Origin of the sequence: Lamprobacter sp. (genome assembly GCF_034860625.1) — a bacterium.
Taxonomy (GTDB): Bacteria; Pseudomonadota; Gammaproteobacteria; order Chromatiales; family Chromatiaceae; genus Lamprobacter.
The window spans coordinates 15,358-30,161 of sequence record NZ_JAYESN010000012.1 but is presented as its reverse complement, the minus strand read 5'-3'; the positions used below and the strand labels follow the sequence as shown (position 1 = coordinate 30,161).

The 14,804-nt window shown below is 62.2% G+C and carries 14 protein-coding genes; 3 read left to right on the top strand and 11 right to left on the bottom strand.

The features are described 5' to 3' along the window. Positions 1-22 precede the first annotated feature (22 nt). The 3 genes from VBE63_RS05070 to VBE63_RS05060 form a co-directional block, all read right to left on the bottom strand. Positions 23-259 (bottom strand): type II toxin-antitoxin system MqsA family antitoxin, encoded by a 237-nt coding sequence (locus VBE63_RS05070; protein ID WP_323681913.1) that lies wholly within the window; start codon positions 257-259, stop codon positions 23-25. Then, positions 256-594: a DUF4258 domain-containing protein gene (locus VBE63_RS05065; RefSeq protein ID WP_323681912.1), complete on the bottom strand. Its 339-nt coding sequence runs from the start codon at positions 592-594 to the stop codon at positions 256-258. Before VBE63_RS05065 ends, VBE63_RS05070 begins: the two co-directional genes overlap by 4 nt. Before the next feature lie 551 nt (positions 595-1,145). Continuing rightward, positions 1,146-1,298, bottom strand: a complete 153-nt coding sequence (locus VBE63_RS05060; protein WP_323681911.1) for a hypothetical protein — start codon at positions 1,296-1,298, stop codon at positions 1,146-1,148. Between the two features lie 66 nt (positions 1,299-1,364). Between VBE63_RS05060 and leuA the strand changes: the two genes are divergently transcribed. Continuing rightward, the gene (gene leuA, locus VBE63_RS05055; RefSeq protein ID WP_323681910.1) at positions 1,365-3,086 is read left to right on the top strand and encodes a 2-isopropylmalate synthase; all 1,722 of its coding nucleotides are present in this window, start codon (positions 1,365-1,367) and stop codon (positions 3,084-3,086) included. A gap of 216 nt (positions 3,087-3,302) precedes the next feature. Beyond that, complete coding sequence (locus VBE63_RS05050) at positions 3,303-4,226, top strand: PD-(D/E)XK nuclease family protein (RefSeq protein ID WP_323681909.1); 924 nt, start codon at positions 3,303-3,305, stop codon at positions 4,224-4,226. Between the two features lie 203 nt (positions 4,227-4,429). Here the strand turns inward: VBE63_RS05050 and VBE63_RS05045 are convergent, their stop codons facing one another. Further along, positions 4,430-4,810: a DUF6746 family protein gene (locus tag VBE63_RS05045; RefSeq protein ID WP_323681908.1), complete on the bottom strand. Its 381-nt coding sequence runs from the start codon at positions 4,808-4,810 to the stop codon at positions 4,430-4,432. A 274-nt stretch (positions 4,811-5,084) separates the two neighbouring features. Between VBE63_RS05045 and VBE63_RS05040 the strand changes: the two genes are divergently transcribed. Continuing rightward, positions 5,085-5,477: a DUF3775 domain-containing protein gene (locus tag VBE63_RS05040; protein WP_323681907.1), complete on the top strand. Its 393-nt coding sequence runs from the start codon at positions 5,085-5,087 to the stop codon at positions 5,475-5,477. 230 nt (positions 5,478-5,707) lie between these two features. Here the strand turns inward: VBE63_RS05040 and pnp are convergent, their stop codons facing one another. The 7 genes from pnp to rimP form a co-directional block, all read right to left on the bottom strand. Further along, the gene (gene pnp, locus VBE63_RS05035) at positions 5,708-7,810 is read right to left on the bottom strand and encodes a polyribonucleotide nucleotidyltransferase (RefSeq protein WP_323681906.1); all 2,103 of its coding nucleotides are present in this window, start codon (positions 7,808-7,810) and stop codon (positions 5,708-5,710) included. A 147-nt stretch (positions 7,811-7,957) separates the two neighbouring features. Continuing rightward, complete coding sequence (rpsO, locus tag VBE63_RS05030) at positions 7,958-8,227, bottom strand: 30S ribosomal protein S15 (RefSeq protein ID WP_323681905.1); 270 nt, start codon at positions 8,225-8,227, stop codon at positions 7,958-7,960. Positions 8,228-8,414: 187 nt separating this feature from the next. After that, positions 8,415-9,332: a tRNA pseudouridine(55) synthase TruB gene (truB, locus tag VBE63_RS05025; RefSeq protein WP_323681904.1), complete on the bottom strand. Its 918-nt coding sequence runs from the start codon at positions 9,330-9,332 to the stop codon at positions 8,415-8,417. Positions 9,333-9,375: 43 nt separating this feature from the next. Continuing rightward, positions 9,376-9,828, bottom strand: coding sequence for a 30S ribosome-binding factor RbfA (gene rbfA, locus VBE63_RS05020; RefSeq protein WP_323681903.1), 453 nt, complete (start codon positions 9,826-9,828; stop codon positions 9,376-9,378). A gap of 40 nt (positions 9,829-9,868) precedes the next feature. Continuing rightward, on the bottom strand, positions 9,869-12,631 hold the full coding sequence (gene infB / locus VBE63_RS05015) for a translation initiation factor IF-2 (RefSeq protein ID WP_323681902.1): 2,763 nt from the start codon (positions 12,629-12,631) through the stop codon (positions 9,869-9,871). A 15-nt stretch (positions 12,632-12,646) separates the two neighbouring features. Further along, a complete protein-coding gene (gene nusA / locus VBE63_RS05010) occupies positions 12,647-14,149 on the bottom strand; it encodes a transcription termination factor NusA (protein WP_323681901.1) in 1,503 nt (500 codons plus the stop codon). A 52-nt stretch (positions 14,150-14,201) separates the two neighbouring features. Further along, positions 14,202-14,699, bottom strand: a complete 498-nt coding sequence (rimP, locus tag VBE63_RS05005; protein WP_323681900.1) for a ribosome maturation factor RimP — start codon at positions 14,697-14,699, stop codon at positions 14,202-14,204. Positions 14,700-14,804 lie beyond the last annotated feature (105 nt).

Here is a 14,804-nt window from a genome sequence, read left to right as displayed (position 1 = left end):
TGCTTGCAAGTTGCGACCGCACTCAGACGGCGCGCTCCCGCCAGTCCGTGACTTCAACCAGGCTCTGCTTGGCACGTACCTCCTCGACCACGGCCTCCAGTGCCGCAGCGACTGGGTCTTCGATCCACTCCTCGCCGCATTGATCGCAGACCAAGGCTGGGACGTGGCGCACCACCACAACCCCGAAGCCGAGCTCGGCGGTGAACGTTGTCCGACCTGGTTCGCGGTGGCCACTACAGATGGGGCATGCTGGCTTCATCTAGGTCTCCTCGTCTTCAAGTCCGGCTCGAAATGGATCTCATCCGTCCGGTAAGTGGTGATGATGAAACAGGTCTCTGATGTCAGGTCCAGCGCCGTGACCACATGCAGCGGCGGCGGACCTGGTGCATGCAGCAGCGCACTCGCGAACGGGCGATCTTCACTGTAGCTCTCGATCATCTCACCATCGCGAACGGCATCCAGCACCTCGCAGCGACTGATACCACGTTCCATCATTCGGACCAGCACATGCTTACGCCATTCGATGGTTCCGCAGTCGATGACTTGCCGAAGCTCGGCTTTAGTCCACATGTCCAATACCTGGTAGTGCTCCAAATCTGTTGGGTTAGCCAGCAAGCTTCTGATTTATAATGATTTAATATCATTCGATAACAGATCTAGAGCACTACCCATGCCCGATACCCGGCTGTCGTGCTGCGTGGCCGTCCTCAATCGGCCGATGCGCCGCACCTGATGTCGTGAGCATCGTTCAGATTTCGGGCTCGTTCAAAATCATTTTTGCGAGTCTAGACGCGAACGAAATCCACGTCGCTCAGACATGGCCTATCGACCATCGATCGATGATTGCGCAATTTATCGATAAAAAGGCAAATTATAGCTAGCTAGAGGGATTTCTGAAGCAATATAGCAAGCATCTTCGAATCCTTTTGGCGCATCCTATCAACCGTCGGCCACAAGCCGGCAGTCAGGTGATCCATCAGGACCAGCCCACAAGGCAAGGTTCAGGGTCACGCACCGGTAGCGTCGAATCGACAACCTTCGATTCAAACGCCTGATCAACCGCCGCGACCCGGCCTATAGATCGAGAACGCCGCATCGCGATCCGCCGCATCGCGATCATTGAGCCGCACGCAAGCCAGGGTCACTCATCGGTTGCAGCCAGCCACTGGTGGCTTGCGATGCGCGCCAGGCGGCAGCGACTTCTTCGCGAGTTTCGACGAGGGCTTGAAGAGCCCGAGCTGAACGGCATCGGCGATGCCGCTGAACACCAACAGTCGGTTCGGAAGGCAAGTCGACATTCCACCATTCCAGTAAGCGTCCGAGACAAGCCGAAATCCATAGCCAGACGGGAAAGGAGAGTCATCATGCCCGCCCATCACGCCAAATATCGCCCGAGCCATCCAGTCCCAATCCCGGATCGGACCTGGCCCGATCGCCACATCGAACAGGCGCCGCGCTGGGCCAGCGTCGACCTGCGCGACGGCAACCAAGCCCTGCGCGCGCCGATGAACGTTGCGCAGAAGCAGCAGCTCTGGGCTTTGTTGGTCGACATCGGCCTCAAAGAGATCGAGGTCGGCTTCCCGTCAGCCAGCCAGCCCGACTACGACTTCGTGCGCTGGCTGATTGAGGCGCGGCAGATCCCCGAGGATGTGACCATCCAGGTCTTGGTGCAGGCGCGTCAGGATCTGATCGAGCGCACCTTTGCGGCATTGGACGGGGTCCATCGGGCTATCGTCCACGTCTATAACTCCACCTCGCCGGTGCAGCGCGACTGGGTGTTCGGCGCCGATCGCGAGCGGATCAAGGCCATCGCGGTGCAGGGCGCCGAGTGGGTCCGCGATGAGGCTGCCAAGTATCCCGGCACCGACTGGACCTTCCAGTACTCGCCAGAGAGCTTCTCGCAGACCGAGCCGGACTACGCCGTCGAGGTCTGCAATGCGGTGGTCGAGGTCTGGCAGCCGACACCAGAACGTCCCTGCATCCTGAACCTGCCGGCGACCGTCGAATCCGCCAGCCCGAACATCTTTGCCGATCAGGTTGAATGGTTCTGCCGCCAGATCGAACGCCGCGACAGCCTGATCGTCTCCCTCCACACGCACAACGATCGTGGCGGTGCCGCAGCAGCCGCCGAGTTGGGCCTGCTCGCTGGTGCCGATCGCATCGAGGGCACCCTGCTTGGCAATGGCGAGCGCACCGGCAACTGTGACCTGGTGACCTTGGCGATGAACCTTTACAGCCAGGGCATCGACCCGCGCCTGGATCTGAGCAACCCTGACCGCATCATCGAGACCCTTGAGGCCTGCACCGGCATCGCCTGCCATCCGCGCCATCCCTGGATCGGCGAGCTGGTCTACACCGCCTTCTCCGGCAGCCATCAGGATGCGATCAACAAGTCGCTGAAGCATCAACATGCCGAGCACAACCGCGCGCTGCCCTGGCAGGTTGCCTATCTGCCGATCGACCCGCAGGATCTTGGTCGCAGCTATGAGGCAGTGGTTCGCGTCAACAGCCAGTCTGGTAAGGGCGGCATTGCCTTTGTGCTTGAGCGCGACCATGGCCTACAACTGCCGCGCTGGGCCCAGCTGGAGCTGGCGCCAGTGGTGCAGCACGCCAGCGAGGAGCAAGGCGGCATCATCGACTCGGCCAGCATCCGGGCGCTGTTCGAGGCTCAGTTCATCCGTGATCAGGCGCCGCACCGGCTCGGTGGCTACCGCATCAGCCGCAATGGCCATGATCAGATCGAGGCGACCATTGTCACCGCTGGTTCGGACGCGGAAGCGGTTGACGAGCAGCAAGAACGCGTACGCATCCGCGGCGAAGGCGACGGCGTCATCGCCGCCTTCGCCGACGCCTGGAGCCAGGCCTTTGCCCAGACCATCGACGTTCGAGACTACCGCGAGCACGCCATTGGCGCCGGCACTGATGCCGAGGCTGCGGCCTATGTCCAACTCGCGATCGACGGCCAGCCGGTCGCCGGCGCCGCGATCGATCGCGATACCGTCAGCGCTTCGCTGAAAGCGGTGCTCTCGGCCCTTAACCGAAGCGCTGGCATGGCCAAAAACGCCAAGATGCAGCAGGTTGCGTAGCTAGTCGTGCATTTTGGTAAGCTCGGGCAGAGGGCCTGAGCAATGCCTGTTAAGGCACGAGAGGACGACGAGATGCAAGAAGAGAGTTTGAAGGAACAAGTCAAACGCGAACTGCCAAAGTGGCTCCAAACGGACCCGGCGTTTCGTCGTGTTGTCCTCGACATCACGCGTGAGGAATTCGCTGACAAAGGCCAAACCGAAGGCCGTATCGAGGCCATGCTCGCCGAGCTCGCCCGCAACCGCGAAGAGCAAGCCCGCAAGTGGGATGAGCAGCGCGAAGAAGACAAGCGCAACTGGCGGGAGCAGCGCGAAGAAGACAAGCGCAGGTGGCAGGCACAAGAGGCGCTGTGGGCGGAGAATCGCCAAAAATGGGACGCTCAGCAGGAGAAATGGGACGCAGACCAGCAGAAATGGGACGCTCAGCAGGAGAAATGGCACGCAGACCAGCAGAAATGGGACGCTCAGCAGGAGAAATGGCACGCAGACCAGCAGAAATGGGACGCTCAGCAGGAAAAATGGGACGCAGATCAGAAAAAATGGGATGCGCAGCAGCAGAAATGGGAGGCAGATCAGGGAAAATGGGACGAGCAGAAACAGAAATGGGACGAGCAGCAGCGAAAATGGGATGAACAGCAGCGGAAATCGGAGGAGGAAACACGCGCTTGGCGAGAGCACGAGAAGGCGGTCTGGGCCGAGTTCGACCGTCTGCATGAAGAAAACCGGCAGCGCGACAAGCGGGTCGAGCGCAGCATCGGCGCACTCGGCGCGCGCTGGGGCCTGCAATCGGAGCGCGCCTTCCGCGATGCCTTGGCTGGAATCCTCGAGAACAGCTTTGGCGTCGAGGTGCTGAACGTCAACGAATACGACGACGAGGGTCTGGTCTTCGGCAGGCCCGATCAGGTCGAGCTGGACGTCATCATCAAGAACGGCCTGCTGATCATCTGCGAGCTGAAATCATCGATCGACAAAGCGGGCATGTACAGCTTCGAGCGCAAGGCGCGCTTCTACGAGAAGCGCCACGGCCGCACCGCGAGCCGCCTGATTGTCATCTCGCCGATGATTGATGCACGCGCCAAAAAGGTCGCCGAGAAGCTGGGGATTGAAACCTTCGGCGACTCGCTCGACGTCGAGACGCTCTAGCCGGCGCCTCAGAGACTGTCCAGAAAGGGCAGCCTCTCAGGCTCGTTGAGTAGCCGGTCAAGGGGGCGCCAGATGATGACAGTTCCAGCCAGCCAGGACCGGCGTGCCATTGCACAGCCTCAAGGCGCGAAGATCAGCATCACATAGGCGCCGAACAGGATCAGATGCACCACGCCTTGCAGCACGTTAGTCTCAGATCAGCTTTAGTCAGTCAACTCATCGGCCATCGACAGGTATTCGCGTCCAGACTCGAGCACGATATCGGCATCGCCCTTCTCGGAGGCGAGATGGATTTCTTCAAGCGTTGCCGCCATGCGGCTGAGCGATGCTTGGAGTTTGGCCAGCGCGTTCTCCAGGGTGTAGGTCAACTCGTGGATGTGCGCGAGATCGGCCGCCGCGATGCCGTCGTCATCGAGGTAGTCCTCAAGTGCTTCGTTGCCCTCCCTGAGGTGTTGCAAGGCCTCCTTGGCCGAGTCGGCAGTCTTGCCAGAAAAATGCGGACGGCCGTCGACGGACAATTCTTCAGCGTGGATGCTCGCCGTTGCCATCAACAGCAGCGCCAGGGTAATCGGAATCAGTCTCATGGTTTCACGCTCGACAGGTTAAAAGAGATCGGTCACTCGCCAAGAGATGAGGTTTGCGCGCCGGAACCCAATATGGTTCCAGCTCTGGCGCAGAAGATCCTCTGCGAGAAACAGCGCTCCTAAAGCGGATCGGCCGGCTGAACACTGACGCCAGGCCACGACCCCGTCATCGCACGTCTGATTGTTCCCCGTCAGACCAGCGAGGAAAGACGGCGTAGTACACTGCGGCAATGACAAAAACAGTCCCCGCGGCACGGGGCCGGAGGAAGCGAAGGTGCGGCTGCACATCCCGCTCGACACATTATGCTCACTGATCGAATTGGCTCGGGAGTTCCAAGCCAAGGAGTCGGTCGTGTTTCCGGAAGTCCCGTCAAGCCCCAGCGATGATTGGGCCATGCAGGTACTCGCCGATCACAGCGACGACTACAACGTCGCTGAATTCAGCAACATCGTCACCGAGATGTCTGAACGTCAGCGCTCTGAATTGGTGGCGCTGATGTGGGTCGGACGCGGCGATTACAGCGTCGAGGAATGGGAGCAGGCGGTGGATGACGCACTCGGTGACTTCAGCATCCGCGCCGCCGCCTATGTGCTCGCCCACCCGATGGTCTCCGATCACCTGGAAGAAGGGATGATCGCGTTCGAGTTGTCTTGCGACGAAGACTAGGGGCTGACCAGAAAATCTGGTTTCAAACTTGGTTTCGAGCAGCCTGCCCTAATACGGGTGGCGCGGCGTTACTTCGGACAATGAATCGCGTGAGATTGACGTTAAAGAAGCACCACGGCTGAACACCTGTTCGAGCAGATCCTGGCATCTTCGATCTGCACCGATCGGTGTCCATCCGTGGCGCTCATCGTTAGTCACCGGCCTCGCGGCCGGAGAACCCGACTCAGGGCTCAGGCGTCCGGCACCTCGTCCTCGGCCACCGCCTTCATGCTGAGGCGAATGCGGCCCTGCTTGTCGACCTCAAGCACCTTGACCCGGATCACATCGCCTTCCTTGAGCTTGTCGCTGACCCGCTCGACACGCTCATCGCTGATCTGGCTGATGTGCACCAGCCCATCGCGACCCGGCAGGATGGTGACGAAGGCGCCGAAGTCCATCAGCCTGGCGACCTTGCCCTCGTAGATCTTGCCGACCTCGACATCAGCGGTGATCAGGCGGATGCGCTTCTTGGCCTCCTCGCCGGCACTCTTCTGCACCGAGAAGATCTTCACCAGACCATCATCATTGATATCGATGGTGGCGCCAGTCTCTTCCGTCAGTGCGCGGATGGTCGAGCCACCCTTGCCGATGACGTCGCGAATCTTCTCCGGATGGATTTTGAATTCGATGATGCGCGGGGCATGCTCGGACATCTCGGAGCGATGGGTGTCGATGACCTTGCTCATCTCGCCGAGGATGTGCAGCCGCCCGTCCTTCGCCTGCGCCAGCGCCTGCTCCATGATCTCGCGGGTGATGCCGTCGATCTTGATGTCCATCTGCAGGGCGTTGATGCCCTCGGCTGGGCCAGCGACCTTGAAGTCCATATCGCCGAGATGGTCCTCGTCGCCCATGATGTCGGTCAGCACGGCGAACTGATCGCCCTCTTTGATCAGCCCCATCGCCACGCCCGCCACCGGCGCCTTGATCGGCACGCCCGCGTCCATCAGCGACAGGCTAGTACCGCAGACGCTAGCCATCGAGCTGGAGCCATTCGACTCGGTGATCTCGGAGACCACGCGGATCGAGTAGGGGAACTCAGCGAGGCTCGGCATCGAGGCCAGCACGCCACGCTTGGCCAAGCGGCCATGGCCGATCTCGCGTCGTTTCGGGCTGCCGACGCGACCGGTCTCACCGACACAGAAGGGCGGGAAGTTGTAATGCAGCATGAAGGGCTCGCGACGCTCGCCATCCAGGGCATCGATGATCTGCGAGTCGCGCTCGGTGCCGAGCGTGGTGATCACCATCGCCTGAGTCTCGCCGCGGGTGAACAGCGCCGAGCCGTGGGTACGTGGCAGCACGCCGGTGCGGATACTGATCGGACGCACGGTAGCGGTATCCCGACCATCGATACGCGGCTCGCCGGCGATGATGCGCCCGCGCACGATCTCCTTCTCCAGCTTCTCAACCGCGCCATAGACCAGCGGCTGCGGCCAGGGCGACTCCTCACTGGCTAGCTTGTCGAAGACCGACTTGCGGATCTCGGTCAGCGCGGCATAGCGCTCCATCTTATCCTGGATGCGATAGGCCTCGCCGAGCTGATCCGCGCAAGCCTCGGCCACCGCGGCCTTCAGCTCGGGGTCGCTCTGCACCGGCTCCCATTCGATCGGTGGCTTGTTGACCTCGGCCGCCAGTTCCTTGATGGCCTGGATCACAACCTGCATCTGCTCATGGCCATAGAGCACGGCACCCAGCATGACCTCTTCCGGCAGGCTGCGCGCCTCGGACTCGACCATCAGCACCGCGCCCTCAGTGCCGGCGACGATCAGATCGAGATCGCTATCCGGGCTCAGGCCGATCATCGCCGGATTCAGGATGTACTCGCCGTTCTTGTAGCCCACGCGCGCCGCGCCGATCGGGCCATTGAACGGCAGTCCGGCGATCGACAGTGCCGCGGAGGCGCCAATCAAGGACGGGATCTCAGGGTTGACCGCGGGATTCAAGGACTTCACCGTCGCGATCACCTGCACCTCGCGCCCAAAGCCCTTGGCGAACAAGGGGCGTACCGGTCGGTCGATCAGCCGCGAGGTGAGGATCTCGGCCTCGCTCGGGCGGCCCTCGCGACGAAAAAAGCCGCCGGGGATGCGGCCGGCGGCGTAGGTCTTTTCTTGGTAGTCGATGGTCAGCGGCAGGAAATCCTTCATCTCCGTCGCTCGCTTGTCGACCACCACGGTGACCAGCACGACGGTGTCATCGACATTGACCATGACCGCTCCATCGGCCTGGCGCGCGATCTCACCGGTCTCGAGCGTTACCGTCTGATCGCCGTATTGAAAAGTCTTGCGGATTGGGGTCACTAGGACGGTCCTCTGGGTGGTCCCCAAACGGGGATCAGGGCACGAGCGCTGGCAGCCTTCGCTGGCCGGCCCGCACCTAGCATGAAAATGAGGTGGCGTGGGCGCCTGCAAGCGCGAGCCAACGCCACCCTCGAGGTCCGGACGCGCTTATCGGCGCAGGCCAAGCTTCTGAATCAGCGCCCGGTAGCGATCCAGATCCTTGCGCTTGAGATAGTCGAGCAGCTTGCGCCGCGAGCTGACCATGCGCACCAGGCCGCGGCGCGAGTGATGATCATGCTTGTGCTCGGTAAAATGTCCGGTCAGCTGCTTGATGCGCGCGGTCAGCAGCGCAACCTGCACCTCCGGTGAGCCGGTATCGTTGGTGCCGCGAGCGTGCTCTTCGACGATCAGGCGTTTCTCTTCTGCGGTCATTGTCATTGCGAGTCTCCTATAAGGATAGCGACGCCCAGCGTGGCGTCAGTCATGGTCACCTTGGTCCCCAACAATGACCTCAGGGACAAGGCGTTAATCTGTAATGAGAATCGGATTCGGTCGCGCCCCGTCGACGCCAGAGCGTCTCGAGCGCGATTCTACGGACTCCGTCATCGGTTTGAAACTTCAGCCTTCAAACCAAGCGCTTCGGCTGCACCCGACCGTCGTCAAGGATCTCGCCGACGCCGAGGAACCGATCACTGACGTCATAGAGCCGGACCAGACCCTCGGTCGGCGCCTGTGGTACTAGTACCGGCTGCCCCTGCCCCAGATAAAAGGCACTGTTGGCGGAAAGACGCACCGCAGGGCAGTGCCCGAGGGTCGTCTCCAACGGCAAGAGCAGCGCATCGAGCGACTCCGGCCCTTGCGCCTCGGCCTGGGCCTCGAGCTCGGCCATGGTGACAAAATCGGTCTCGCCCTCGATGTAGGGCCCGACACCGGTCCGACGCAGCGCCGATACATGGCCGCCGCAGCCCAACTGCTTGCCGATATCCTCGGCCAACGTGCGCACATAGGTGCCCTTGGTGCAGTGCACATCGAGCTCGATGTCCGGCAACGCCAGCTCCAGCAGATCGAGGCGGTGGATGGTGATCTGGCGCGGCGTGCGCTCCACCTCCTTACCCTCGCGCGCGAGCTTATACAGGCGCTGACCTTCATGCTTGACCGCCGAGTACATCGGCGGCAGCTGCTCGATCTCGCCAATGAAGTGGCTGATGACCTCAAGCACCTGAGCCTCGGTGATGCCATCGACCGGCGCGGTCGCGATCACCTCACCCTCGGCATCGGCGGTCTCGGTGGTCTCACCCAAGCGCACCCGCACGCGATACCGCTTATCGGCATCGAGCAGGAAGGCCGAGAACTTGGTGGTGTACCCCAGGCAGAGCGGCAGCAGGCCAGTCGCGAGCGGGTCCAGACTCCCGGTATGTCCGGCCTTCTGCGCGTTGTACAGGCGCTTGACGCGCTGCAAGGCGTGGTTGGAGGAGATGCCGGAAGGCTTATCCAACAATAGGATGCCGTTGACCTCGCGGCCCTGTTTGCGTCGTCTTCCCATGATGTTCCAGTTAAGAGGCGGGCTCAGCAGTTAAAAGGCCGGCTCAGCGTCCGCTGTCGGAGGCATCCGCGGCCTCATCAGTGCGCTGATCATCGTCGCCGTTGATCTGAGATTCGGTCCGCGCGTGCTCGGCATCCTGGCTAACCACCTCATCGATGAGCGCGGACAGCCGCTCGCCGCGAATGACCGACTCGTCGTGGACGAACTGCAGCTGCGGCACCGTGCGCAAGCGCTCAGTGCGCGACAGTTCGTGGCGCAGAAAGCCTGCCAAGCCACCGTTCAAGAGTCGTTGCTGCTCCTCGGCGCCGTCATCGGCCGGAAAGCAGGTGAAGTAGACCTTTGCATGCGCGAGGTCGCGACTGACCCGCACCTCATGCAAGGTGATGTCGCCGAGGCGCGGGTCCTTCGCGCGCCGCAGCAGTTGGGTCAGCTCCCGCAGCAGGGCGGCGCCGATGCGCTCGCCCCGATCGAAGCCACGCTGTGGCGCCCGACTCATGGTGCTGACTGCGGCGAACGCCCAACGGATCTGAGCATCTTCATAGCTCGCGCGCCCGCTCCTTGCGCTCGAAGACCTCGATCTGATCGCCCGGCTGCACGTCATTGTAGTTCTTCACGCCAATGCCGCATTCGGTGCCGTTCTTGACCTCGCTGACGTCATCTTTGAAGCGACGCAGCGACTCCAGTGCACCCTCGTAGACGACCACATTGTCGCGCAGCACGCGGATCGGGCTGTTCCGGCGGATCACACCCTCGACCACCATACAGCCGGCGATGGCACCGAACTTCGACGAGCGGAACACATCGCGCACCTGCGCCAGGCCGATGATCTCCTCGGTCACGATCGGGCTCAGCAGGCCGGAGATGGCCTTCTTCACATCGTCGATCAGCTCGTAGATCACCGAGTAGTAGCGCAGATCCAGCCCTTGTTCCTCGATGACCCGTCGCGCGGCGGGATCGGCGCGGACGTTGAAGCCAAGCATGATCGCATTCGAGGTCACCGCCAGGTTGGCATCGGATTCAGTGATGCCACCGACGCTGGAGGCCACCACGGCCACCTTAACCTCATCGTTGCTGAGCTTGACCAGCGCATCCTTGATCGCCTCGACACTGCCCTGCACATCCGCCTTGAGGATGATATTGACGCTCTTGAGGTCGCCCTCTTTGAGCTGCGAGAACAGCTGATCCAAATTGGCGCCGCGCTGCTCGTCCATGCGCGTCTGCCGATCGCGATCGCGGCGGAACTCGGCCACCTCGCGGGCCCGCTTTTCATCGGTCACGGCGATCACATCGTCGCCGGCATTGGGCGAGCCAGACAGGCCGAGCACCTGTACAGGAATCGACGGCCCCGCAGTCTTTACCGAGCGTCCAATCTCATCGAACATTGCCCGCACGCGGCCGTATTCGGACCCACTGACGATCATGTCGCCGGTGCGCAGCGTACCTGACTGCACCAGCACCGTGGCGACGGTGCCGCGGCCCTTTTCCAAGCTCGACTCGACGATGGTGCCATGCGCGGGCCCATCGATCGGCGCCTTGAGCTCGAGCACCTCGGACTGTAGCAGTACGGCGTCTAGCAGATCATCGATGCCGTCGCCGGTCTTGGCCGAGACCTTCACCAGCATGGTCTCGCCACCCCATTCCTCGGGCACCAGCTCGTGCTGGGTCAGCTCCTGCATCACCCGATCCGGGTTCGCATCCGGCTTATCCATCTTGTTCACCGCGACCACCACCGGCACCCCGGCGGCCTTCGAGTGCTGGATGGCCTCGATCGTCTGCGGCATGACACCATCGTCAGCCGCAACCACCAGGATCACGATATCAGTCGCTTTGGCGCCGCGTGCGCGCATCGCCGAGAAGGCGGCGTGCCCGGGAGTATCCAGGAACGAGATCGTGCCCTTGTCGGTCTCGACGTGATAAGCGCCGATATGCTGAGTAATGCCGCCAGCCTCGCCTGCCGCCACCTTAGCGCGTCGGATATAGTCGAGGAGCGAGGTCTTGCCGTGGTCGACATGGCCCATAATGGTCACCACCGGTGGCCTCGGCTGCGTCTCGGCCTGGCCGACCTCTTCTTCGAGCAGCGCCATCAGCGCATCCTCGGCGTCCTCCTTCTTGGCCTCGACGGCTTTATGACCCATCTCCTCAACCACCAGCATCGCCGTGTCGCGATCGAGTGTCTGATTGATGGTCACCATCATGCCCTGCTTGAACAGCTCCTTGATGACCTGCCCAGCCTTGACCGACATGCGCGAGGCCAGCTCGCCGACCGAGATCGTCTCCGGCACCTCGACCTCGCGCACCACCGGCGCGGTTGGACGCTGGAAACCGTGCTTATCCTGGAGCTGTGGCTTGCCAGGCTTCTTTCGGCGACGCACCGATGGCCGCGTGATCACCGCCTCGTCTGAGGTCTCTTCCTCAAGTGCCGCCACCGGGTCGCGCACCTTTTGCCGCCCAGGCTCCTTGCGGGCCGCCTTGCGTTCTTTCTCAACCCGCTCACGCTCGACACGCTCTTTCTCCGAGCGTTCAGCATGCTTCTTCGCAGCCCGGCGCCGGTCTTCACGCTGTTGCTCAGTCTCGCCTTCAGACTCGACAACCGGAGCACCTGATGCTGCTATCGGCTCGCTTGGCTCAGCCGGTTGATAACGCTCGGCAGAGGCCTCCTCTTGAGCCTGCGCTTCGGCTCGGCGACGGCGCTCGGCCTCGGCCTTGGCCCGCGCCTCGGCCTCGGTCTTACGCCGCGCCTCTTCACGCTGGCGGACCTCGAGCTCCTCCTGTTCGGCAAGGCGACGCGCATCTTCTTCCGCTCGACGTGCCTCGAGCTCAGCGCGACGGCGCTGCTCATCGATCGGTGCACGCGAGCTTCCGGCTCCCTGCGCGGACTCTGGGCGCGGCTCTGTGCGCACCGTTGCCGCCGGCATCGCTGGCTCCGTGTTTCGCTTGCCAAAACTGCGCTTACGACGGACCTCGACATTGACCGACTTGCCGGTCCGGGCCGCAACACTGCGCGACGCCGGAGCACCGCGCGTTGGTGCAGGCCGCGACGGTCGCTGTTGCGTACGCGTATCAGCCGCTGGCGGACGTCGCCGCACGCTCGCCACCTCAGCGACCGATTCCTCGGCCGGCTCCTCTTTCTTGGTATGGCTGCGCCGCAAATGCTGCAGCAGCTGGATCTTTTCACTCTCTGTAATGGTCGCATCCTCGGCCTGTGCCGAGATGCCCGCCTCTTGGAGCTGTGCAAGCAGCCGCTCCACAGGGATCCCGACCGTCGTCGCGAGTTGCTTGACCGTGACTTCAGTACTCATTCGCACCTCCGATGACTAGTCGTTCTCCGAGCCGGCGAACATGGGCTCGCGGGCCGCCATGATGAGGCTGGCCGCGTGCTCCGGGTCCATGCCGTCGAGCTCCAACAGCTCGTCTACTGACTGATCTGCGAGATCAGCCACACTGATGATGCCGCGTCGAGCCAACCGATGGGCCAAAGACGGCTCCATCATCGGCATGGCGAGCAGATCATCGCCCGGCACCGCGTCCGGGTCTTCGTCACTGGCGACGGCTTGGCTCGACACCACATCCGATGCACGTTGCCGCAGCAGCCCAACCAGCTCTTCATCAAAATCCGCGATCGCCAGCAGCTCCGATTCCGGCACATAGGCGATCTCTTCGATCGTTGTGAAGCCTTCTTCGGCTAACACCGCAGCGACGTTCTCGTCGACGCGCAGATCGGACATAAAGCGTTCGATCAAACGGCGTCCTTCCTCTTCGCTTTTCGCGGCCGCGGCCTCTTCGCTCATCACATTCAGCTCCCAACCGGTGAGCTGACTGGCCAGGCGTACATTCTGACCACCCTTGCCGATGGCCTGTGACAGGTTCTCTTCCTTAACCGCTACATCCATGCTGCGTGCGTCCTCATCGATGATGATCGAGACGACGTCGGCCGGCAGCATGGCGTTGATCACGAATTGCGCTGGATTCTCGTCCCAGGGGATGATGTCGACGCGTTCGCCAAACAGTTCATTCGAGACCGCCTGCACCCGCGAGCCACGCATACCAACGCAGGCGCCGACCGGATCGATGCGCGGATCATTGGTCCGCACCGCGATCTTGGCGCGGGTGCCCGGATCGCGAGCCGCACCCACGATCTCGATCACGCCCTCCCCGACCTCTGGCACCTCGAGCTTAAACAGCTCGATCAGCAATTTCGGCGAGGTCCGGCTGACGAACAACTGCGGACCCTTGAGCTCGGCCGCCACCTCGTAGAGCAGCCCGCGCAACCGGTCGCCGGGTCGGGCGGTCTCTTTGGGAATCACTTGATCGCGTGGCACTAAAGCCTCGGCATTGTTGCCAAGATCGATCACGATGGTGCCGCGCTCAGCCTTTTTGACGATACCGGTGATCAACTCACCCTCGCGGCTCTTGAACATCTCGACGATCTTTGCACGCTCGGCCTCGCGCACCTTCTGCACGATGACCTGCTTCGCGGTTTGCGCAGCAATGCGACCGAACAGGACCGACTCGATCTGCTCTTCGATGAAGCCGCCAAGATCGAGCGCGGGGTCCAACTCCTTGGCCGCCGAGATCGTCATCTGCCGCTCTGACGCCTCCAGCGGCTCGCCATCCTGATCCTCGACCACCTCCCAGCGGCGGAAGGTCTCGTAATCGCCCGTGCCGCGATCGATCGACACCCGCACGTCGATATCGCCGCCGTGTTTCTTGCGCGTCGCCGAGGCGAGCGCGGCCTCGATCGCCTCGAAGATGATCTCCTTCGAGACATCCTTCTCGTTTGAGACGGCATCGACGACCATCAATATTTCTTTGTTCATCGGCCCCTACCCTGATGTCGGTCGCTCTCGGCCCCGTCCGGCATCCGGTTCGTCAGCGAGCGGACAGTGAAAAGTTGAATTCGGGCACAACACGGGCGCTCTCAATCTGCTCAACCGGCAGTTGCACCCGGCGCAGTGCTTTGCCCTCATCGAGGTTCAGCTCTAGGATTTGACCGTCTTCGCTGACCCCGAGCACCTCGCCCTCAAAATTGCGCCGCCCGTCGAGTTTCTGCTCGAGCCGCACGCGGATGCGGTTGCCGCGATGGCGCTCGATCTGCTCGATCGTGAACAATGGCCGATCAAGCCCCGGCGAGGACACCTCGAGATCGTAGTGCCCGCTGATCGGGTCCTCGACATCGAGGACGCTACTGAGCTGCCGACTCACCGCCTCGCAGTCGTCGATCCCAATGCCATTGGCATGATCGATGTAGACTCGCAAGACCGCCTGCGCGCTGCCCGCCGAGGCGTGCTCGATACCAAGCGCCTCATACCCCATCGACTCGACGACAGAAGTCACCAAGCTTGTCAATCGGTCGTTCACCCGTCGCATCAAAACATCAGCACCACTGATATGAACTCATTCATCGCCCCGCACCTGAGCCGCCGAGCACCAGCTGCTTGTTCAGGCTTGACTGGAAAGCGTGGCGAGCGTCAT

What these genes read in the sequence shown, in the direction of transcription:
- rbfA (WP_323681903.1), bottom strand. Translation starts at nt 9,828, where the DNA reads ATGAGTCGGGCGCCACAGCGTGGCTTCGATCGGGGCGAGCGCATCGGC.
- truB (WP_323681904.1), bottom strand. Translation starts at nt 9,332, where the DNA reads ATGGGAAGACGACGCAAACAGGGCCGCGAGGTCAACGGCATCCTATTG.
- infB (WP_323681902.1), bottom strand. Translation starts at nt 12,631, where the DNA reads ATGAGTACTGAAGTCACGGTCAAGCAACTCGCGACGACGGTCGGGATC.
- nusA (WP_323681901.1), bottom strand. Translation starts at nt 14,149, where the DNA reads ATGAACAAAGAAATATTGATGGTCGTCGATGCCGTCTCAAACGAGAAG.
- VBE63_RS05070 (WP_323681913.1), bottom strand. Translation starts at nt 259, where the DNA reads ATGAAGCCAGCATGCCCCATCTGTAGTGGCCACCGCGAACCAGGTCGG.
- VBE63_RS05050 (WP_323681909.1), top strand. Translation starts at nt 3,303, where the DNA reads ATGCTCGCCGAGCTCGCCCGCAACCGCGAAGAGCAAGCCCGCAAGTGG.
- rimP (WP_323681900.1), bottom strand. Translation starts at nt 14,699, where the DNA reads ATGCGACGGGTGAACGACCGATTGACAAGCTTGGTGACTTCTGTCGTC.
- VBE63_RS05060 (WP_323681911.1), bottom strand. Translation starts at nt 1,298, where the DNA reads ATGTCGACTTGCCTTCCGAACCGACTGTTGGTGTTCAGCGGCATCGCC.
- leuA (WP_323681910.1), top strand. Translation starts at nt 1,365, where the DNA reads ATGCCCGCCCATCACGCCAAATATCGCCCGAGCCATCCAGTCCCAATC.
- rpsO (WP_323681905.1), bottom strand. Translation starts at nt 8,227, where the DNA reads ATGACAATGACCGCAGAAGAGAAACGCCTGATCGTCGAAGAGCACGCT.
- VBE63_RS05045 (WP_323681908.1), bottom strand. Translation starts at nt 4,810, where the DNA reads ATGAGACTGATTCCGATTACCCTGGCGCTGCTGTTGATGGCAACGGCG.